Here is a 20823-nt window from a genome sequence, read left to right as displayed (position 1 = left end):
CCCAGCCTACCCAGCCTGCCGATGCTGCGGGGCGCCTTTCCCGGCTTCGCCGTCGCCAGCCTCGTCGCCATTACCGCGAAATTCCTGTCCGAGCATTACGGCGCCCCGGCGATGCTGCTGGCTCTGCTGCTGGGCCTCGCGCTGAACTTCCTTTCAGAGGAAGGCACCCGAACCGCCCCCGGAATTGGGCTGACCGCGCGCAGCGTGCTGCGCCTCGGGGTGGCGCTGCTGGGCGCGCGCATCTCGGTCGAGATGCTGGCGCAGCTCGGCTGGTCGCTGATCCTGCTGGTGATCGCCGGGGTCGTCGCCACGATCCTCTTTGCGCTGCTGGTCGCACGCTTCGTGGGTCGCAAGTGGCGCTTTGCGCTGCTGACCGGCGGCTCCGTTGCGATCTGCGGTGCCTCGGCGGCAATGGCGATTTCCGCCGTGCTGCCCCGGCATGAGCGGTCCGAGCGCGACCTTGTCTTTACCGTGCTGTCGGTGACCGTGCTGTCGACTGTCTGCATGGTGGTCTACCCGATGCTGTCCGGCTGGCTCGGCTTTGACCAGCGCACCGCCGGCGTCTTTTTGGGCGGCACCATCCACGATGTCGCCCAGGTCGTCGGCGCAGGCTTCTCGATCGGACCGGAGGCGGGCGAGACCGCGACCCTGGTCAAGCTGATCCGGGTGTCGATGCTGGCCCCGGTCGTTCTCGCGTTCTCGATCATCATCCGCTCGCGCGGCCTGGCCGACAACGATGGCGGCAAGGCGCCGCCGTTGCTACCCGGCTTTGTCATAGGCTTTCTGGTGCTTGCGGCCGTCAACTCGATGGGCCTGATCCCGCCGGCGGTTGCCGCCGCCGCGGGCAAGGTGTCCACCTGGTGCCTGCTGATTGCCATCGCCGCGGTCGGCATCAAGACGTCGCTCGGCAAGATGCTCGAGGTCGGGCCCGGCGCCATCGCCCTGCTGGTCGCCGAAACCGTGTTCCTCGGTGCCTGGGTCATCCTCGGCCTGCACATGATTGGAGGCTGAGCCATGTCCGCCACGCTGGACCGCATCTTTGACACCGCTCGCGCCCGCCGCGCCCATATCGTGCTGCCCGAGGGAGGCGATCCCCGCGTGACCGAGGCCGCGGCCATAGCCGTGCGCGAGGGGCTGGCGCAGGTTACACTGTTGGACGGCGCCGCCCCCGGTTGTGCCGGCATCGACAGCGCGACGGCAGCCGACCTGCCCGCACTGGTCGAGGCCTGGCTACAGATGCGCCGCGCCAAGGGCATGACCGAAGAGCGGGCCGAGGTCGAGATGCGCGATCCCATCCGCCAAGCGGCCATGCGCGTGCGTCTGGGTCTGGCCGACGGCACCGTCGGCGGCTCGGTCGCGACCACCGCCGACACCGTCCGCGCGGCGTTGCAGGCCATCGGCCGCGCGCCGGGCGCCGGCATCGTGTCGAGCTTTTTCCTGATGATCCCGCCCGAAGCCCGCCCCTCGCCCATCGAGGGCGGGGTCATCTTCGCCGACTGCGGCCTGGTGATCGCCCCTTCGGCGGCCGAGCTTGCAGACATCGCGCTATCCGCCGCGGCGTCATGCCGGGCACTGCTGAGCGCGAACCCGCGTGTTGCGATGCTGTCCTTCTCGACCGCCGGCAGCGCCGAGCATGAAAGCATCACCCGCGTGCGCGAGGCGGTCGCCACGGTGCGCGAGCGCGCCCCGGATCTGCAGATCGACGGCGAGTTGCAATTCGACGCCGCAATCGATGCCGCAATCCGCCAGCGCAAGGCCCCGGGCAGCCCCCTGACGGGCCAGCCGAACGTGTTCATCTTCCCCGATCTCGGCGCCGGCAACATCGGCTACAAGATGGCTCAACGCCTCGGCGGCTTCACCGCGATCGGCCCGGTGCTGCAGGGACTGGCGCGCCCGGCCAACGATCTGTCCCGCGGCGCCAGCGTGGACGACATCGTCGCGGCGATTGCGGTCACGGGTGCACAGGCCGCGGCCTTGGGTTGAGGAAGGTTCTGCCGCAAGGAACCACTGCGAGCCACGCGCGGCAAGTGGCGGGCTGGCACGACGCTGTGCATTGAACGTTCGTGGGGTCGTCGCCGAGGATCGCAATTCGGGATCGGCCCTCGGCCCCGAAGGGCCCCGGCACACCGGGCCCTTCTTGCCTTGCGCATTTTGGATGATGTGGCTCAAGCTTGACGGAACCCGATCTCAATGGCGGCTCGTCAGTGATACCTCTCCAGGCATTCAGAATCGCACTTTGCGCGGTGCCACTGTGGACATTTCCATCGATTGCGTTGGCGGGTGCGACCAAGGTCGGGAAAGACGCTGTCGAGGTAGGACTGCAGTCCACCGCGCCCGTCACAGCGAGTACCAAAAGTCAGCGCCCTCCTTGCCGGGTGACGCATCGACCTGAAGGCAAAGTTCTGGCGATCCGCTGGACGGAAGGACCGGACGACCAGCCAGTTGGCGATGCCGTTAACCACGCTGCCGACCTGAACCTGATCGTCACCACAGCAGGCTACCATGCCGGCGACTGCATCAAGGTCGAAGTGCGCAGCGACGACGGACTCGATGTAGCCGAGGGCGTTGCGCGGATTACCTTGACTGGCCGGGTCGGGGCGGACGGGCGCTTGCGTCTGAGTGAACCGCTGCGGCCTTACACCCTTATTCTGTCCAATCCGGAAACAGACCGCCCACTCGACCTGTCAAAAGGCGCGTCACGCCAAGAGCCGTTAAGCAAAAACTGAAAAGCATGCCATCGGCTGGCGTTGAACGAGCGCTCTCGCGAAGTCTGGTCGTGGGCTAAATCGTCATCGGACTGTCACGCCCGCGACATGGAAGGCGTCAATACCGCGCCGGTACGCGACGACAATCCAGGAGACCGCATGTCCAGCCGCATCATTCTGACCTCGATCATCGCCCTCGGCGCGGCCTGTCCCGCCTTGGCCGAACCTGTCTTCAACCGCGTCGCAAGCTTTGCCACGGCCGACAACATGGCCGAGGGCGAGGACCGCTCCCGCGAGACGAGCGCCGAGATCATTGTAGCGACTGAGGACGGCAATCGGCTGATCTATTCCGACAGCCCCCTGGGCGTCCTCGGCCAGATCGACATTACCGATCCCAAGGCGCCGAAACCCTTGGGCAACATCCCGATGGATGGCGAGCCGACGACCACCGTCGTGATCGGCCAGAGCGCCTTCGCCGGCGTGAACACCTCGGAAAGTTTCGCCACCCCCTCCGGCGCGCTTCGCCAGATCGACCTCGCCGCCGGCAAGGTCGTCGCCAGTTGCGACCTCGGCGGCCAGCCAGACTCGGTCGCCCGCAACAAGGATGGCAGCCGCATCGCCGTCGCGATCGAGAACGAGCGCGATGAAGAGGTGAATGACGGCGCCCTGCCCCAGATGCCCGCCGGTTACGTCGTCGTGATCCCCGTGAAGGACGGCTCGGCCGACTGCGCTGCGATGACCAAGATCGAGTTGACAGGCCTTGCCGAAGTAGCTCCGGTGGATCCGGAGCCGGAATATCTGGACTACAACGCCGCCGGTGAACTGGTCGTCACGCTGCAGGAAAACAATCACATCGTCGTGATCGGCACTGACAACACGGTCGCCGGACATTTCAGCGCGGGCAGCGTTGACCTGAAAGACGTCGATACCGAGAAAGACGGCAAGATCGACCCCACCGGCAGCCTGACCGGCGTGCCGCGCGAACCGGACGCGGTCGCTTGGATCGACAACGATCACTTCGTCACTGCGAACGAGGGCGACTGGAAAGGCGGCAGCCGCGGCTTCACCGTCTGGAAAAAGGACGGCACCGTCGTCTACGACAGCGGCAACCTGCTCGAGCGGGAACTTATGAAAATCGGCCATTACCCCGAGGGCCGGTCGGGCAAGAAGGGCGGCGAGCCGGAGGCGGTGATCTTCGCCACCTATGACGGCACACCGACCATCTTTGTCGCGTCCGAGCGTGGCAGCGTGACCTTCGCCTTCGACGTGACCGATCCCGCGGCGCCGAAACTGCTGCAGGCCATGGCCTCGGGCATCGGACCGGAGGGCCTCGTCGCTGTTCCTCAGCGCAACCTGTTTGCAACCGCGAACGAGACCGACCTCGGCGAAGACGGCGCCGCCCGCGCCCATGTCATGATCTACGAGCGTCAGGACGCCGCGCCGATCTACCCGACTATCGAAACCGCCGAAGGTCAGACGATTGGCTGGGGCGCGTTGTCGGGACTGACCGTTGATCCTACGAACTCCTCGATCCTCTACGCGGTCAGTGACAGCTTCTACAGCGCTGCGCCGTCTATCTACACAATCGATACGACCACCATGCCCGCAAAGATCACGGCCGCCACGGTCGTCACCCGTGACGGCAAGCCGGCTGAAAAACTGGACCTCGAGGGCATTGCTGCCGACGGTCAGGGCGGCTTCTGGCTGGCCAGCGAAGGCAACCCCGAAAAGGAAGTCGCGCACGCCGTGCTGCATGTGGATGGCAAGGGCGCCATCACGCAGGAAATCGCTCTGCCGAAAGACCTCGACGCCCAGTCCACCCGGTTCGGTTTCGAAGGCGTGACGGTCGTGGATGGCGGCCTGTGGCTCGCCGTTCAGCGGGAATGGAAGGACGACCCCAAGGGCCAGGTCAAGCTGCTGCACCTCGACCCGGCGACGGAAGAATGGACCGGCGTCCGTTATCCGCTGGAAAGCGGAGAGGGTTGGGTCGGTCTGTCCGAAGTCACGGCGCATGACGGCGCGCTGTACCTGATCGAGCGGGACAACCTGATCGGTCAGGCCGCTGCACTGAAGCAGGTCACGCGGGTCAACCTGGCCGATCTGAAGCCCGCGCCGCTCGGCGGCGAGTTGCCCGTCGTGACCAAGGAGGTGGTGCGCGACCTGATCCCGGATCTCAAGACCTGGGGCGGCTACGTGGTGGACAAGGTCGAGGGCCTGGCCATCACTCCGGAAGGCAAGGCCTGGGTCGTCACTGACAATGACGGCGTCGATGACAGTTCTGGCGAGACCTTCCTCTGGTCCTTCGATCTGCCGAAATAATCTGGCGGGGCGCGGCTTCGGCCGCGCCCCCCCATAGCACCCGCGGCGCGGTCAGGTCGCCGCAGCAGATTCGCCCCCCTGCCGCCGAGGCGAACCGAACATGCAAGTTGCCGCACCATCTTGAAACTTTCGGCCCCTTTCTCGCTCTGGTAGGCCGAAGCGCGACTTGCGCCCAGCACCACATCGACCGAAAAGCAGGCATGTCCCAGAAAAAGCCCGTCACCGTTCGCGACATTGCCGATGCCGCGAAAGTCTCTCGCGCCACGGCGGCGCGGGCGCTGAACGGTTATGGGTATGTGGGCGACGACACCGCAGTCCGGGTGCAAGAGGCCGCCGCCCGCCTTGGATATCGCGGCAACCGCGTCGCGCAGGCGCTGCGTCAGGGGCAGATGCCCATTGTCGGCTTCGTGCCCGGCGACATCCAGAACCCGTTCTTTGCGCGCATCGCCCATGACCTCGACGGCGCCCTGCGGCCCACCCGGCACAGCCTGATGATCGCCAGCAGCGAGGAGAGCATCGAGCAGGAGCGAGAGGTGGTGGACAGCCTGCGCAGCCTCAACGTCCGCGGGCTGATCGTGGCGCCGGCCTCGGCCGACGATACCGGTCATCTGGTGGCGCTCGTGAACGAGGGCGTGCCACTGGTGATCATCGACCGAATGGCGCGAGATGTGCCCTGCAGCAGCGTGACCGTCGACAACGAGGGCGGTGCGCGCGAGGCGATCAGCTATTTCGTCAGCAATGGCCACCGGCGGATCGCGCTGATTCATGACGATTCGCGAATCGTGACGGCCCGCGAGCGTCTCGGCGGCTATGTCGACGCCCTGACTGGCCACGGCCTTGCGGTCGAGGAGCGGCTGATCGCCGTCTCGCAATCTACTGTCGAATCCACCATTGAGGCGGCGATTCGGCTGTTCAGCCAGCCAGAGCCGCCGACCGCGCTATTGACGGTGGACAGCCTTATGACGACCGGTGCGCTGCTGGCCTTGCGGTCCATGGGCCTGTCGGTCCCGCACGATGTCTCGCTCATCGGCTTTGACGATTTCGACCTTGCTACGTTCACTGATCCGCAGATCACCGTCGTTTCGCAACCGGTGGCGCGGATCGGTGCGCAGGCGGTGAAATTGCTGCAGGATCGCATCACCGGGACCGGCGAGCCGGAGGCTACGCGCTTCCCCACCCGGCTCATCATCCGGGGTTCGGTCGGCAAGCCCGGGGGCCAGCCGCGGCGCTGACCGAAAGCGCGGATTTCCAAAGCCGCAAAAAAAAGTCCTTGCCAGAGGATTAATCGCGCGACTAATTTCCGGATGTGAGACCGGTCTCACTCCAATCGCTCCGCGCAAGCCGGGTGCTGGCCCGATGACCGCTGGCACCACACTCAGAGGGAAATCATGCTGAATTTCGACAAGGACCGTTTCATTCGCATCCAGAGCGGCGCGGTTGCGATTGCCGAAGAAGTGCGTCCCCTGATCCGCGATCTGCTGGGCAAGGGAATCGAGCGGCTATACTTCATGGGCACCGGCGGGGTGCAGCTTCTGACGCTGCCCGCTGTCGACCTGATCCGCCAGGCCAGCAATTTTCCTGTCGACGCCTGTTACCCCGCCCAGGTGGTATTGGACCCGCCAGCCGGCCTGGATGACAAAGCGCTTGTCGTCATTCCGTCGCTGTCGGGCACGACCCGCGAAGGCGTCGAACTGCTGAAGTTCCTGAACGAGCGGGGCGTGACAACGCTGTCGTTGACCGGGCACGCCGAAACGCCGCTGGCCCGCGAGGCAAGCTACACCTACACGAACTTTGCCGAGGACGACACTTCATCCGAATCCTTCTACCTGCAGACCCTCGTGATCGCGCTTGCGCTGCTGGACGAGATCGGGGCGATCAGCGACTACGAGGCGGTTCTGGCAGAGCTGAAAATCATGCCCGAACTGCTTGCTGCCGCGAAAGAGAGCTATGAGCCCGAGGCCGCCAAGCTGGCCGAGGCCATCAAGGACGAGCCCTACCACATCTTCACAGCCGCCGGCTCTGCCTGGCCCGAGGCGCATTACTACGGGATGTGCATCCTCGAGGAGATGCAGTGGATCCGCACCCGTCCGGTCCACGCCGCGGACTTCTTCCACGGCACGCTGGAGCTGGTCGAGCCGGGGGTCAGCGTCTTCCTGCTGAAGGGCGAGGACGTGCTGCGCCCGCTGGGCGAGCGGGCCGAGCGCTTTGCGCACCGCTACACCGACAAGGTCCGTGTCCTCGACGCCGCAGGCGTGGCGTTGCCCGGCATCTCGCCGCGGGTGCGCGCCCTCGTCTCGCCGGCTGTCCTCGCCACGCTGCTGCAGCGTGTCAGCGCGCATCTGGAGGTGCTGCGCGACCACCCGCTGACCACCCGCCGCTACTACAAGCGCGTCGAATACTGACGCGGCAGAAGCAAAGCAAAAGCACAGCAGGAGGAGACGAAGAATGAAGGGGTCACTGCGCACGATTGCGGCCGTCGCCGGCACGGTCTCGGCTCTGGGATGGGGAGCGGCGGCCTTCGCTGCCACCGAAACGGCCGATCCGGCGGCAACAGTCGATTACAAGGGTTCGCTGACGGTGCTGACCAAGTTCGGCATGCAGCGGCTAGCGCCGTATTTCACCGATCTGGCGAAACAGTACGAGGCCCAGCACCCGGGCGTGAAGATCGAGCTGATCCAGGAGGATGACGACAGCGTCAAGGGCAAGACCAAGACGCTGGTCGCCTCGAACTCGATTCCCGACGTGTTCTTTTCGTGGACCGGGACCTGGGGCGGCAACTTCGTGCGCGGCAAGCGCGCTGTGGACCTCACGCCGGTGATCGGGCCGGACACCGAATGGGGCAAGACCTTCGCCCCCGCCGCGCTGTCCGCCTTCGTCTACAACGGCAAGAGCTACGGCATCCCGCTTTACCTCGATGCCAAGTTCATGGGCTACAGCAAGAAAATCTTCGCTGACCAAGGCCTGACCGAGCCGGCCGACCTCGACGGGCTGCTGGCAGCCTGCGACAAGATCAAGGCCGCGGGTATCACGCCGATCTCGTTCGGCAACAAGGAGCCGTGGGCCGGCGTCCATTACCTGGGGCAGCTTCTGGCCTACAACGTCCCGCAGGCGGTTCTGGAAAAGGACTTCAATCCGGCGACGGCGGAATACAGCGACCCTGGCTATGTCGCGGCGCTGAACCAACTGAAGCAGATCGTGGATCGCTGCACCATCGGCGCGGACGTCAACGGCATCTCGTACCAGACCGCGATCCAGGACCTGAGCGACGGCAAGTCGGCCATGTATTACCAGGAGATCATCGAGTTCGATAACTCCGCCAAGGCCGACACGACGCTGAAGCCCGAGGAGTTCGGCTTTTTCGCGCTGCCCGCGCCCAAGGATGCCAAGGGCGATCCGAAGGCGCTGGAGGGTGCCCCCGAGGGCTACATGATCAGCGCAGCATCGGACAACGTGCCGCTGGCGATCGACTTCATGAAGTTCGTCGCCAGCCCCGAGAACGCCAAGATCCTTTCGGCTCCGCCCTATGGCCAGCCGAGCGCGGTCATCGGCGGCAGCGATCCCGCGCAGATGAGCCCGTCGGTCGTCGGCGGCCTCGAGAAGATCGCGCAGGCCTCATACCTGATGCAATGGCTGGACACGGTGAACCATCCCAAGGTCGCCGCGGCGTGGCTGTCGAACCTGCAGGCCTTCATCGGCGGCTCGATACCCGCCGAGGATGTCGTGGCCGAGGTTCGCAAGGCCGCCGCTTCGGCCAAGTGATACGCTGATGGCATTGCCCTCCATGACCACGAGAAGCGGCGCCCCTGTCGGCGCCGTTTCGCCCCCACCCCGCCGCCCGCTTGCGCGGCAGGCGATCGATCGCGCGCTTGGCCTGCGCTGGGTGGCGGTCGCGCTGATCATCGTCGGCTGGTTTGTCTACTACCCGATCATCGACAACTTCATCGTCAGCACCACCAACCAGGACATATTCACGGGCGAGGTCACGCAGGTCGGCCTCGACAACTACCGGCGGCTGGCGAGCGATCCGGTGATCACCCGTGCGCTGTGGAACAACACCGCCTATGCGGTGATCTCGATCATATTTCAGGTGTTGGGCGCCTTCGTCCTCGCCTCGATCATCGAGGGGCTGCGCTCGGCCAAGTGGCGGGCGATCTGGCGGGCGGTGTATTTCATCCCATCGGCCATCTCGACGACCGTAACCGGCCTGCTGTTCTATTTCATCTACCAGCCCAATATCGGCATCCTCGACGGCCTGCTGACGATGACCGGCCTCGAGCATTGGTCGCGGGTCTGGCTGGGCGATCCGCGGACCGCGATCTACGCCATCATCGCGATGAGCCAGTGGCAGGGCTTCGGCTACTCGACGCTGCTGTTCTCGCTCGCCATCCAGAAAATCCCGCAGGAGCTTTACGACGCCGCGCGAATGGATGGCGCGGGGCCGCTGCGGCAGCTGTGGAACATCACCTTCCCACTGACACGCGAGATGACGGCGATGATGATCATCGTGACCATCACCGGCGCGTTCCAGGTCTTTAACGAGGTCATGGTCATGACCGGCGGCGGCCCGAACAACTCCAGCCAGGTCTTGGGCACCTGGCTTTACGAGCAGGGCTTTAACCAGAATGACATGGGCTACGCCGCGGCCATCGGCTCGGTGGTGTTCGCGGTCACCATGCTGACCGGCATTGCCCAGCTCTGGTATGCGCGCCGGCGGAGGGTTGTGGCATGACCCCGGGCGGCAACGTGCAACGTACCTTTTGGCAGGGCGTGGGGCAGGCGTTCCTGTGGGCCTTCCTACTGGCCGTGGGGGTGATCGTTCTCTATCCGCTGCTGTGGATGGCCTTTGGCGGCTTCAAGTCCAACAGCCAGATCTTTGACCATCCCTTTGCCCTGCCCGACCGCTGGTCGCTAGCCAACTACATGGCGGCCTGGTCCGGGGTTCAGGGCTACATGATCTCAAGCCTCGTCGTCACCGCGGTGTCCACCGTCACCACCGTCCTGATCAGCGCATGGGCGGCATACGGGCTGACCCGCACCCCGATGCCCGCCAAGCCGCTGATCACGGCCATCGTGCTGGGCGGCATGATGCTAAGCCCGACCGTGGCCCTCGTCCCCCTCGTGCGCATGATGCAATCGCTGGGCCTTTACGATACACACTGGGCGCTAATCATCCTCTATACCGCGTTCCGGGTGCCGTTCACGACGTTCCTGATCCGCGCCTACATGCTGGATCTGCCGCGCGATCTGGACGAGGCGGCGATGATGGACGGGGCGACCCACGGCCAGATCTTTCGCCGGATCATCCTGCCCCTCTGCCGGCCCATCATCATGAGCTGCGTGGTGCTGCACATCCTGTTCGCCTGGAACGAATACCTGTTCGCGATGATCTTCACCAACAGCCCGACGGTGCAGACGCTGCCGGTCGGCCTGACCTCGCTGATGTCAAAGCAGGGCACGAACTTTGCGCAGGTCTTCGCGGCCATGACGCTTTCGGCGCTGCCCATCATCATCATCTTTTTCCTGACGCAGCGGTATTTCATCCGCGGCCTGACCGAAGGAATCGGCAAATGACCGGCGCCCCTCCCCGGCTGTCGGCCGACCAGTTGATCGGCGCGAACTTCAGCTTTCAGCACTGGCCGTTTGAGAAGGTCGCCCGGGCCATGCGCGGCTTTGGCGTGACCGAGATCGAGCTGTGGGGAATCGCCCCGCATCTGGACCTCTTTCACGCCGATGCAGCCCGCATTGCTTCGGTCCAGCAGGCACTGGCGGATAACGGCCTGAGCGTGCGCTGCCTGACGCCCGAGCAAGTGATGTATCCGATCAACATCGCCTCGGGTGACGATGCCTACCGCCGCGCCAGCATCGATCGCTTCCGCCGCGCCGCCGACATTTGCGCGACGCTGGGCGCGCGCTACCTGTTCCTGACGCCCGGCCGCGGTTTCGAGGATGAGCCGGCGGAGCGTGCCTGGGACCGTTCGGCCGAGGCCCTGTGCGAAATCGCAAATCACGCCCAGGCTCAGGGAGTCCGCTGCCTGCTGGAGCCGCTGCAACGGCGCGAGAGCAACATCGCCCATAGCGCAGCCGACCTGCACCGCCTGCTGGACATGGTCGCGTCGGACAGCATGGACGTGGTGTTGGACATGGTCGCCATGGCCTGCGCAGGTGACACGGTCGGCGACTACGTCACGCTGTTCGGTGACCGCCTCGCGCATGTGCATGTCGTGGATGGAACGCCCGCAGGCCATCTGGTCTGGGGCGACGGTGAACTGCCCCTCGGCCAGTACCTCGCCGAGCTTGCGGCAGCGGGTTACAAGGGCGCACTGTCGTTCGAGCCGTTCGGCGACGGCACCTACGCCCTCGATCCGCATGCGGCGTGGACCCGCAACATGGCGGCCATCGCGCCCCATCTGACCCAGCGAGGGAATGCCGCATGACGATCAAGCTGATCGCCGTCGGCGACAACTGCCTCGACGTTTACCTGTCGAAAGACCGGGTCGCGGTCGGGGGAAACGCGCTGAACGTGGGTGTGCAATGGCGGCGCATGGGGCATGACGCCCGCTATTTCGGCGTGGTCGGCCGCGACCCCGAGGGCGAGATCGTCCTGTCGGAGGTCGCGCGCGTCGGCCTCGACCCGGACGATGTGGAGTTGCGGCCGGGCAGCACCGCTGTGACGCTGCTGCTGGAGAATGACGGCGACCGCCGCTTCCTGCTGGAGGATCTGGGCGCCGGGCGCGATTACCTGCCCTCCGAGGACCGCCACGCCGCGCTGCTGGGCGCCGACTGGGTGCATCTCGGGACCAACGCCGATCCGCGCCTCGTGCGCCGACTGGTGGCCGAGGGCGCGGGCTTCAGCGTGGATGTCTCGACCGCCCATGACCTGTTGCCGCTGGATGGTGTGCCCTTGGTCTTCGCCTCGGGCGCCGAGGACGACGGGGCAAACGACGACGACGCCTTGCAGGACTTCCTGCAGCGCGGTGCGCGCAAGGTCGTGCTGACCTGCGGCAAGCGTGGCGCGATCTATCGCGACGGCACCGCGACCCACCAGATCAAAGCGCGGCCGATCACGGTCGTGGACACCTGCGGCGCCGGGGACAGCTTCATCGCCTCGTTCATCGCCGAGGCCATTGTCGCCGGCCGGCCCGTCCCGGAGGCGCTGCGTCTTGCCACCGGCCGCGCGGCTGAGACCTGCACGCATCAGGGGGGCTTTCCCCAGACCCTGCGCCCCATCCCGGAATGGCTGCCGAGAAAATATGCCGACGTCATCGCCACGGCGGAGAGCTGACATGACCACCTATCGCCTTTGGCAACCCGCCGTCGCCGCCCCCGCCGACCGGTCCTTCTGGCTGCAGGACGCGGGCGGCGGACCCGTCACCCGGCCGCCGACTGGCGATGCGGACTGCGACGTGGCCATTGTCGGCGGCGGCTACACCGGCCTCTGGACCGCGCTGCGGCTGCGCGAGCAGGCGCCCGATCTTCGGATCACCATTGTCGAGGCCGACTTCTGCGGCTCTGGCGCGTCCGGCCGTAACGGCGGACAGGTCCACACCTGGTTCGCGGAAATCGACCTGCTGGAACGGCTGGTGGGCATTGACGAGGCGCTGCGCCTCTGCCGCGCCACGGCCGACGCGATCGAGGAGCTTGCGGCGTTGCAGGCCTCGGGCACCATCGACATGGGCCTGCGTCTCGACGGCTGGCTGTGGACCGCCAGCTCCATTGCGCAGGAAGGTGCCTGGGAAAAGGCCGTCGCCCTGTGCCGCGCAAATGGCGAGGACCGCTTTCGCCCCCTCACGGCCGAGGAGATCCGGCAACGCACCGGATCGGACGTGTCCTATACGGGCATCGTCGAGCCGCGTGCCGGCACGGTGCAGCCGGCAAAACTGGCGCTTGGGTTGCGCGCGCTCGCCATGTCGCGCGGCATTGCCATCCATGAACGCTCGCCCGTGCGGCAGATTGACAGCGGTAGCCCCTCGACCCTGCACGGTGACGGCTGGACGCTGCGCGCGCCTAAGGTCGTGCTCGCGACCAGCGCCTGGGCCTCGGCGATCCCCGAACTGCGGCGTCACCTCTACATCGTCGACAGCCAGATCATCGCGACCGCGCCACTGGCCGGGACGCTCGACCGCCTTGGTTGGACGGGCGGCGAGTCGATCTGCGATGCCCAGTCCCACGTCCTCTACTATCAGCGGACGCCGGATGGCCGGGTGGTCTTTGGCCGGGGCAGTGGGAACGTGGCCTATTTCGGCCGACCGACCGCGGCCTACAACCGCCGTCCGACCGGTCGCATCGACAACATTCGCGAGTTGCATCGCGTCTATCCGACCCTGCGGGGCGCGCGGGTCGAATATGACTGGACCGGGCCGATCGATTGCACGCCCGAACATCTGCCGGTGTTCGGCCATCTGGAAAAGCAGCCGGGCATCTTCTTCGGCGTCGGCTTCAACGGCACCGGCATCGCCCAGACACCGGTTGCGGGCCGCATCCTCGCGAGCCTTGTGCTCGGCCGGGACGATGCATGGTCGCACAGCGGCCTCGTCGGGCTCTCGCGCCGCTCTACCCTGCCCCCCGAGCCGATCCGCTATCTGGGCGCCCGCATTGTCCGGCGCGCCATCCGCGCCCGGAACGACCGGGAAATTCGCAACGAGAGCGCCGGCCCCCTGGTCCGGTGGCTGTCCAGCCTGACCCCCGGAAGCTGATGCGCCCCGCACGCCTGAATTACAAAAGAGGCACCACATGGCCGAATTGACGCTGCGCAACGTCCGCAAGAGCTATGGCGCGGTCGAGGTTCTGCAGGGGATCGACCTCGACATTCGCTCGGGCGAGTTCGTGGTGTTCGTCGGCCCCTCGGGCTGCGGCAAGTCCACGCTGCTGCGCGCCATCGCCGGGCTGGAGGATATCAGTTCGGGCGAGTTCCTGATCGATGGCGCGCGCATGAACGAGGTTGCGCCCTCGCGCCGCGGCATCGCCATGGTGTTCCAGTCCTACGCCCTCTACCCGCACATGACGGTTTTCGACAACATGGCCTTCGGCATGCGCATCGCCGGGGTGAAAAAAGCCGAGATCGCGGCCCGCGTGACGCGCGCGGCCGAGGCGCTGCAACTGGCACCTTATCTGGACCGCTTTCCCCGCGCCCTCTCTGGCGGGCAGCGCCAGCGTGTCGCCATCGGCCGCGCCATCGTCCGCGACCCGCGGGTATTCCTGTTCGACGAGCCGCTGTCGAACCTCGACGCGGCGCTGCGGGTCGCGACGCGGATCGAGATCGCCAAGCTGAAGCAGGCGATGCCGGACACGACCATGATCTACGTCACGCATGACCAGGTCGAGGCGATGACGCTGGCCGACCGCATCGTCGTGCTGCGTGGTGGCCGCATCGAGCAGGTCGGCTCGCCGGTCGACCTCTACCGTCGGCCGGCAAACCTGTTCGTGGCAAAGTTCATCGGCTCGCCCGCCATGAATATCCTGCCGGCGACGGTGACCGCTAGCGGCGCACAGACGCAGGTAACGCTGGCGACCGGGGGAGATGTAGGCATACCGCTCGCAACCAACGCGGCGATGCGCGGTGAGCCGGTCAGCTTCGGGATCCGGCCCGAGGATCTGCGCCTCGCCGAAGAGGGCCAGCCGCTGCTGACCGGCCGCGTGACGCTGGTTGAGCAGCTGGGCGAGGTGCAGCTTGTCTATCTCGACATCCCCGGCGTGATTGAGCCGCTGGTTGCGAAGCTGCCGGGCAGTGCGCTGCTGGAGTCAGGCGCCGAGCTTGCCCTTACCGCCGATCCGGGCAGTTTTCACCTGTTCGGCGCCGACGAGCGGTCGCTGGACGCCTGAAGCAAGTCACTCGACCGGCAACGTCAGGCAGGATCGAGAACGATCCTTCGCTCATCCATCCGGTTGTAGCCGCCGGCAAACTGAACCTGCTGACCAGTTGCCTCCTGCGGCTCATAGGTCACGCACATGACTTGGATGCCCGCGGGGTCGCACATGATGAGATAGGCCAAGGCGCCGTCCCAATGGCTCTTAAACAATACGACCCGGGCGCTGCTCGTCGTTGTACCACTCTCGTATCCTGCGCGAACTCGTGCGATCCTTCATTATCCCACCCTCTCGAGCGCCCGAACTAGTCGAGGGTTATCTGCGTCGCCATCAGCTTCGCCGGAGAGGAAAGACATGGCCTGTCACTGCGCAACGTGCCCGCCACCTTACTTCAGCAAATTTTCCCGAAGCAGGGAAATGACCTTCTTCACCTGCCCGGCGCCGGGGTAATTGCGGGTGATGACCCAAGTGCGCTTGGCGAAATCATAAATCCCCAGCGCCATCAGCGGAACGCAGATGACCAGCAGCCAGAGCCACGCTGAGTGGACGCGCGCCAACAGGATCGCGAGCAGCGAGATGGCCAGAGCCGCGACGGGAATACTGGCCCGTTTCAACAAATCCATCGGCTGCACTTTCTTGCTGGGACAAGGGGGCCCTTGGTCAGGCATCGGAGCGTGCCAGAAAGGCCGAACAGAATGACCTGTCGCGAGGAGGGTAACCGCTGCGCACCGGAGGGGTTCCCGTCCACGCCCTCTCAGCGGCATGTTGACGCGGAAGGCATAGGGCGTCCCGGAACATCCGACTTAAATCTTGTCAGGTGCAAGCGGCCGCAGGTGAACGCCGGCCTCGGCACACAACACTCCGCCACTGACGCGCTCATAGATTGGCCGCTGGCGCTTCGCGTGACGCCGATCTTGTTCACTTGATCAAACCCGGCGCGGCTGCTTGGCAGCAGCGCTCCAGCGGCTATAGGTTCCAGCAGCCAAACGGCAACCGGCTCGGGATCCTTTGCAAGCTGATCGCTCCATCACCGGAAACCTGGCCGTCCGCTTCCTGAAGGCGTGGATGGTCTCGGCTGCGCTGATCCTGATCGTCATACTGACGGGCGTTGGCTCGGCCGCGCGGATGGCGCCAGAGCGGGGCGAGATCGACCTCGCTGCAGCCATGCTGACGTTGGGGACCCATAGCGCTGATCTGTGTGGCGAGGGCGCCGGCCATAATGACCACGGGTGCCCGCTGTGCCTCGTCCCGACGCCTCCCAAGCCGGCAGCCCTCGCCGAGCCTGCGCGACGTCAGTTGACTTGGCGCGCGCCGATAATGCCGCCGCCCTTCGCGCACCGAACCCGCGCCCCGCCGATGCCGCCGGCCCGCGCCCCGCCCATCAACCCTCGGACTGCCTGAGCCGCCCCATTGGGGCTTTCGCGCATCTGCGGCCCGCGGGCCGCGCCCGAGGATCAACATGACCGACATTTCCCTGTCTGCCGCCGCCAAAGCGCGCGCGGACTCATCCGCCCTTTATCGGGCGATCTGGCGCTGGCATTTCATAGCCGGGCTGCTGGTGATCCCCTTCGTGCTGCTGCTGGCCACCACCGGTGGCATTTACCTGTTCAAGGACGAGATCAACGACCTGCTGCATCGCGATCTGCGCATCGTTCCGGTGACGCAGTCGGCACAACTGCCCGCTTCCGCCATCGTCAGCGCGGCGCTGACGAACTACCCCGGGACCCTCAAATCCTATTTGCCGGCGCCTGCCCCCGGGCGCTCGACCGAGGTCAAGATCGAGAACGAAGAGGGCATCACACAAAGCGTCTATGTCGACCCAACCCGCGGCACCGTGCTGGGCGCGCTGGGTGATGGCGGTGCGGCGGGCAGCCCCGAAATGCAGTTGGTGCGACAGCTGCACTCGCTCGCCTATTTCGGATGGCTGCCCCAGCGCTTTGTCGAATTGGCGGCGGGGTGGATGGTGCTGCTGACCGCCTCGGGCATCTATCTTTGGTGGCCACGCGGCAAGCGGGCCGGTACCTTCACCGTCAAGGCAGCACGCGGTCGGCCCTGGTGGCGCGACATCCACGCCGTCACCGGGATCTACACGGCGGGCTTCATCCTGTTTCTCGCCATGTCGGGCCTGCCATGGTCGGGCTATTGGGGGGCGAAGTTCTATGACCTCGCCTACCAAGTCGGGCTGGGCATGCCGGACGGCTACTGGTTCAGCTATCCGACATCGACCGTCCCGGTCGGCGCGGTGTTGGACAAGACCCCCTGGATCATGGAGCGCCAGCCTATGCCGCTGTCGACCGCAAGCGATGGTACCCCTGCGGGTCTCGACCAGGTCGTCGCCACGGTTGAGGCGCTGGGTATCGCGCCCGGCTATGGGCTGGACGTGCCGTCGGACCCCGAGGGCGTCTTCACCGCCTCGGTCTATCCCGACGATGTCCGGCGCGAGCGGGTGATCCACCTCGACCAGTATTCGGGGAAGGTGCTGTTCGATATGGGCGTGGCCGACCTCGGCGCGCTGGGTGCTGCCGCAGAGCTGGGCGTCAGCCTGCACACGGGTCAGTATTTCGGCGTGGTGAACCAGATCGCGTTGCTGCTGGCCTGCCTCGCCATGATCGTGATGTGCATCGCCGCCGTCACGATGTGGTGGAAGCGCCGGCCCTCCGGTAGCCTCGGGACGCCACGCGTCGGAGCCTGGCGCGTGCCCACTGGACTGATCCTGCTTGGGGCGGCGGCTGGCCTGTTCTTCCCGCTGGTGGGACTGTCGATGCTGGTGATGGCGGCCATCGAGTGGGTGATCGCGCGCCGCCAGACAGTGGCCTGATCCGCGTTTCACAGATCGCGCCGCTTTGGCGGCGCGATCCACAGGCGAACGGCGGACGCTGTCTGACCGTCAACACCGCGCCGAACAAGGTCACGCCTATTGCTCGTCGCTCATGACTGCCGCAGCGCTTCCGGCTCTGCGGACGGCAGTCGCAATCGGTCCTCAGGCTTTGGCCTGCCGAAAGAGCCATTCGCGCGCTGCCTTAATGTAGAAAAACTTGCGCGCCGAGCCCATGTGATCGACCCCCTGGAAGGTCAAGAAGGTGATGTTACCACCCTGCTCCAGGTAGCCGTCAACCTGACTGGTCAGATTTTGCTGATCCTGAATCGGGAAGATGAGCGACGGGTCCAAGGTCTCGGCCGGGCGCGTGACCTTGGCGCCCGCATCGCGCCAGACCGGCACGCATTGCTCGTTCCAGGGGGTCGCCTTGTTGTCCTAGCTCCCGGTGATGATCAGCACGTTTTGCGTGGCCAGCGTTTCGACATCGGCGAGGCGCTGCTGGCCCGCGATAATCAGGCCGCCCGCGAAAGTCTCGGGGTGTTTGGCCATCAGCCACAACGAAGTCATGGCCCCCATCGACCAGCCCGTGCAATAGACCCGCTTGGGATCGATCTTCAGCACCTTGTCGCGGCGATCATCCAGGTTCGGATTGCCGTAATTCCATGTATTCGACAGAAGGGATTCGACCAGTCGATATGTGTTTTCGACGTCATGGGTGTGTTCCCAATAGTCATTCATTGTGGTGCGTTCATACCTAGGAGTGATGACCACGCATTCGCGCTGGGCCTGCTCTTCCGGCATGCTCCAGATACTGGCGATGCAGGTCTCGGTCAGCGTTTCCTCACAGGTTCCGTCGTAGCTGGTGCCCGAATGCGTGATCGCGAGCCGCAGGGCATAGGCCTTGTCCTCGCCGCCATCGGCCAGAAACGACTTGGGCAGATAGATGCTGCATTCCAGCCACGTGGCGCGGTCGTCGTCCCACCACCAATGGTTTTGCTCCCAGGCATCGACACCGCGAATGGAAACGCTGTTCCTCGCTCTCCGACGTTACTGAAGGGGGTGGAGTTCGAGGGGTAGATCGCACCTGCCTCGGTGCGGATGTCGCGCAGTTGAGTCAGCGTCACTTTCTCGCTGTCGGTCGTGGGGAGGCTGAGGTCGGGATCATGGGCGAACTCGGCGATCACATAGCGTCCCGGCACGCCGGACTGGTCCATGAGGGGCTGGGCGGCATCGATGACGTCGACGTTGATGCTATGTTAGATCCATCCCGCTCGATAAATCAGGGACCGTTTTCTCTTCCCGGGCTGGGACGTGGGCTCCTACCGCTGGAAACGCTACGCGCTGACCGGTTTTTTCGACAATGACAAGCCCTTGGCAAAATACACGAAGGCGGAACGGCGGCAGTTGATCGACGCGGAGGGAACCCCGGTCGCCAATCCACTCCCGGGATGGATGACGAGCACCACATACGAAGCGCATCAGGCGCACCTACCTTCGCCGCGATCTGGATGCCTTGACGGAACCGGAACGCGGGGCGTTGGCAAAAATTCTGACCCGCAAGGCTTGCCCCACCTGTCATGGTGGCAGGCTTAAGGCTGAAGTCTTGGCGTGCCAGATCGAGGGTCGCAACATCGCCGATTGCGGAGCCATGGAGCCGGGCGATTTGATCGCCTTTCTGCGCGAGATTGATGCCCAGGAGGCGGTTTCCGTTATCGATACGCTGATCGATCGTTTGCAGGCTCTGATCGACCTCGGGCTGGATTACTTGACACTTGACCGTGAAACGCCATCGCTCTCTGGTGGCGAGTCACAGCGGATCAAGATGGTTCGCTATCTTGGCAGCAGCCTGTCCGACATCGCCTACATATTCGATGAGCCGAGCACCGGCCTGCATCCCCGCGACGTTCACCAGGTTACGGAACTGATGAATCGTCTGCGCGGCAGGGGCAACAGTGTCCTGATTGTTGAGCACGATCCGGACGTGGTTGCGATTGCCGACGAGGTAATCGATGTAGGCCCGGGTGCAGGACCTGATGGTGGGCAGATTGTTTTCCAAGGCACACTAGACGAACTTCGGCGATCTGAAACAAGAACCGCCAAAGCCTTTACCCAGCCTCGCTCACTTCGAGCGAAAATTCGCGAACCCAAGGGTCAGCTACAGATACGCAATGCATCGCTGCATAATCTTCACGAAGTCAGCGCCGATATGCCGCTCGGGGTCCTGGCGGTCATCGTCGGGGTTGCAGGCTCCGGCAAGAGCACGCTGACGAACTCGATACTGGCGCGGCGCTATCCGGAGATTGTTTGTATCGACCAAAGCGCACTGGGGGGGATCTCGCCGTTCGACACCCGCGACCTACATCGGCATTCAGGACCGTATCCGCGCCCTGTTTGCCAAAGCCAGCGGCGAAGCCGCAGGCCTGTTCAGCAGCAACTCTGCGGGAGCATGCCCGGTCTGTCGCGGCCTCGGAGTCATCCGCACAGATTTGGCGTTCATGGATACCGCTGAGGTGCCCTGTAGAAGCTGCGGCGGCTCGGGGTATTCTGACGCTGCATTGGCAGTTAAGATCGCCGGACGCACGATCGCCGATATCGCAACGTTGCCTGTGGTTGAGGCGCTTAAGGCCTTTTCGGATGATAGCGCCATCGCCGCGCCGTTGGAGCGCATGCGCGACGTCGGGCTCGCCTATATGCGATTAGGTCAGCAATTGAACTCGCTGTCCGGTGGCGAGCGTCAGCGCTTGCGTCTCGCCGATGAACTGGGGCGAGAGAGCTCGACTTATCTGCTCGATGAGCCAACCTCGGGGTTGCACATGGCTGACGTCGACCACCTGCTTGGGCTGTTTGATCAACTGATCGAGAGCGGAAAATCGTTGATCGTTGTGGAGCACAATCTCCAGGTTATTTCGAAAGCAGACTGGATTGTCGAGATGGGCCCGGGTCCGGGTAAGCGCGGAGGCCGTGTAATTTTCAAAGGCTCGCCGAAAGAAATGCTGAGGTCAAAGCAGTCGATCACGGGGCCGTTTCTCAAAGGGTATCTTGAAGGGCAAGACTGGCGCAGGTCCAGGCAATGGCAAGCTTCCGGACCCACAGTGCGGTCGACGGACGGCTAGCGAAATCTAGAATATCTTGGCTTTGAATGTCGAAACAACACGCCTGGGTTTTATCACCTTTCGG

At 64.9% G+C, this 20823-nt stretch carries 21 protein-coding genes; 17 read left to right on the top strand and 4 right to left on the bottom strand.

Annotated features, from left to right (window positions below):
• The first annotated feature begins 21 nt into the window (after positions 1 to 21).
• The 13 genes from DRW48_RS05675 (at position 22) to DRW48_RS05615 (ending at position 14843) form a co-directional block, all read left to right on the top strand.
• Positions 22 to 1011 carry a YeiH family protein gene (locus DRW48_RS05675; protein ID WP_114075559.1) on the top strand — a complete coding sequence of 330 codons (990 nt, stop codon included), beginning with the start codon at positions 22 to 24 and terminating at the stop codon, positions 1009 to 1011.
• A 3-nt stretch (positions 1012 to 1014) separates the two neighbouring features.
• The gene (gene pta, locus DRW48_RS05670) at positions 1015 to 1983 is read left to right on the top strand and encodes a phosphate acetyltransferase (RefSeq protein ID WP_114075558.1); all 969 of its coding nucleotides are present in this window, start codon (positions 1015 to 1017) and stop codon (positions 1981 to 1983) included.
• A 188-nt stretch (positions 1984 to 2171) separates the two neighbouring features.
• Positions 2172 to 2726 carry a hypothetical protein gene (locus DRW48_RS15880; RefSeq protein ID WP_162784684.1) on the top strand — a complete coding sequence of 185 codons (555 nt, stop codon included), beginning with the start codon at positions 2172 to 2174 and terminating at the stop codon, positions 2724 to 2726.
• Positions 2727 to 2864: 138 nt separating this feature from the next.
• The gene (locus tag DRW48_RS05660; protein ID WP_114077391.1) at positions 2865 to 5024 is read left to right on the top strand and encodes an esterase-like activity of phytase family protein; all 2160 of its coding nucleotides are present in this window, start codon (positions 2865 to 2867) and stop codon (positions 5022 to 5024) included.
• Positions 5025 to 5224: 200 nt separating this feature from the next.
• Entirely contained in the window at positions 5225 to 6256 is a 1032-nt protein-coding gene (locus DRW48_RS05655) for a LacI family DNA-binding transcriptional regulator (protein WP_114075556.1), read from the top strand.
• A 156-nt stretch (positions 6257 to 6412) separates the two neighbouring features.
• The gene (locus tag DRW48_RS05650) at positions 6413 to 7426 is read left to right on the top strand and encodes an SIS domain-containing protein (RefSeq protein ID WP_114075555.1); all 1014 of its coding nucleotides are present in this window, start codon (positions 6413 to 6415) and stop codon (positions 7424 to 7426) included.
• 43 nt (positions 7427 to 7469) lie between these two features.
• Positions 7470 to 8783 carry an ABC transporter substrate-binding protein gene (locus DRW48_RS05645; RefSeq protein ID WP_114075554.1) on the top strand — a complete coding sequence of 438 codons (1314 nt, stop codon included), beginning with the start codon at positions 7470 to 7472 and terminating at the stop codon, positions 8781 to 8783.
• A gap of 7 nt (positions 8784 to 8790) precedes the next feature.
• Complete coding sequence (locus DRW48_RS05640) at positions 8791 to 9753, top strand: carbohydrate ABC transporter permease (protein WP_114075553.1); 963 nt, start codon at positions 8791 to 8793, stop codon at positions 9751 to 9753.
• Positions 9750 to 10595, top strand: a complete 846-nt coding sequence (locus DRW48_RS05635) for a carbohydrate ABC transporter permease (RefSeq protein WP_114075552.1) — start codon at positions 9750 to 9752, stop codon at positions 10593 to 10595. The genes DRW48_RS05640 and DRW48_RS05635 overlap by 4 nt, the downstream gene beginning before the upstream one ends.
• The gene (locus tag DRW48_RS05630; RefSeq protein WP_114075551.1) at positions 10592 to 11458 is read left to right on the top strand and encodes a sugar phosphate isomerase/epimerase family protein; all 867 of its coding nucleotides are present in this window, start codon (positions 10592 to 10594) and stop codon (positions 11456 to 11458) included. Before DRW48_RS05635 ends, DRW48_RS05630 begins: the two co-directional genes overlap by 4 nt.
• Entirely contained in the window at positions 11455 to 12306 is an 852-nt protein-coding gene (locus DRW48_RS05625; RefSeq protein ID WP_114075550.1) for a PfkB family carbohydrate kinase, read from the top strand. The genes DRW48_RS05630 and DRW48_RS05625 overlap by 4 nt, the downstream gene beginning before the upstream one ends.
• A gap of 1 nt (position 12307) precedes the next feature.
• The gene (locus DRW48_RS05620) at positions 12308 to 13717 is read left to right on the top strand and encodes an NAD(P)/FAD-dependent oxidoreductase (RefSeq protein WP_114075549.1); all 1410 of its coding nucleotides are present in this window, start codon (positions 12308 to 12310) and stop codon (positions 13715 to 13717) included.
• A 37-nt stretch (positions 13718 to 13754) separates the two neighbouring features.
• Positions 13755 to 14843 (top strand): ABC transporter ATP-binding protein, encoded by a 1089-nt coding sequence (locus tag DRW48_RS05615; RefSeq protein ID WP_114075548.1) that lies wholly within the window; start codon positions 13755 to 13757, stop codon positions 14841 to 14843.
• Positions 14844 to 14866: 23 nt separating this feature from the next.
• Here DRW48_RS05615 and DRW48_RS15875 read toward each other — a convergent pair whose 3' ends face one another.
• The gene (locus DRW48_RS15875; protein WP_162784683.1) at positions 14867 to 15013 is read right to left on the bottom strand and encodes a hypothetical protein; all 147 of its coding nucleotides are present in this window, start codon (positions 15011 to 15013) and stop codon (positions 14867 to 14869) included.
• 201 nt (positions 15014 to 15214) lie between these two features.
• Positions 15215 to 15451 (bottom strand): hypothetical protein, encoded by a 237-nt coding sequence (locus DRW48_RS05610; RefSeq protein WP_114075547.1) that lies wholly within the window; start codon positions 15449 to 15451, stop codon positions 15215 to 15217.
• 385 nt (positions 15452 to 15836) lie between these two features.
• Between DRW48_RS05610 and DRW48_RS05605 the strand changes: the two genes are divergently transcribed.
• Both DRW48_RS05605 and DRW48_RS05600 read left to right on the top strand, forming a co-directional pair.
• On the top strand, positions 15837 to 16229 hold the full coding sequence (locus DRW48_RS05605; RefSeq protein ID WP_114075546.1) for a hypothetical protein: 393 nt from the start codon (positions 15837 to 15839) through the stop codon (positions 16227 to 16229).
• A 58-nt stretch (positions 16230 to 16287) separates the two neighbouring features.
• Complete coding sequence (locus DRW48_RS05600) at positions 16288 to 17646, top strand: PepSY-associated TM helix domain-containing protein (RefSeq protein ID WP_114075545.1); 1359 nt, start codon at positions 16288 to 16290, stop codon at positions 17644 to 17646.
• Between the two features lie 162 nt (positions 17647 to 17808).
• Here DRW48_RS05600 and DRW48_RS16110 read toward each other — a convergent pair whose 3' ends face one another.
• Together DRW48_RS16110 and DRW48_RS16105 are read right to left on the bottom strand one after the other, a co-directional pair.
• Positions 17809 to 18048 carry a hypothetical protein gene (locus DRW48_RS16110; protein ID WP_199286163.1) on the bottom strand — a complete coding sequence of 80 codons (240 nt, stop codon included), beginning with the start codon at positions 18046 to 18048 and terminating at the stop codon, positions 17809 to 17811.
• 33 nt (positions 18049 to 18081) lie between these two features.
• A complete protein-coding gene (locus DRW48_RS16105) occupies positions 18082 to 18537 on the bottom strand; it encodes a prolyl oligopeptidase family serine peptidase (RefSeq protein WP_241963443.1) in 456 nt (151 codons plus the stop codon).
• Positions 18538 to 19159: 622 nt separating this feature from the next.
• Here DRW48_RS16105 and DRW48_RS15870 point away from each other — a divergent pair.
• A complete protein-coding gene (locus DRW48_RS15870) occupies positions 19160 to 20155 on the top strand; it encodes an excinuclease ABC subunit UvrA (RefSeq protein ID WP_162784682.1) in 996 nt (331 codons plus the stop codon).
• Positions 20142 to 20759, top strand: coding sequence for an ATP-binding cassette domain-containing protein (locus tag DRW48_RS05585; RefSeq protein ID WP_114075543.1), 618 nt, complete (start codon positions 20142 to 20144; stop codon positions 20757 to 20759). Before DRW48_RS15870 ends, DRW48_RS05585 begins: the two co-directional genes overlap by 14 nt.
• The last annotated feature ends 64 nt before the right edge of the window (positions 20760 to 20823 follow it).

This window comes from Paracoccus suum (assembly GCF_003324675.1).
Lineage (GTDB): Bacteria > Pseudomonadota > Alphaproteobacteria > Rhodobacterales > Rhodobacteraceae > Paracoccus > Paracoccus suum.
Note: the sequence above shows the minus strand (reverse complement) of the source record. Positions and strands in the feature narration are given on the sequence as shown.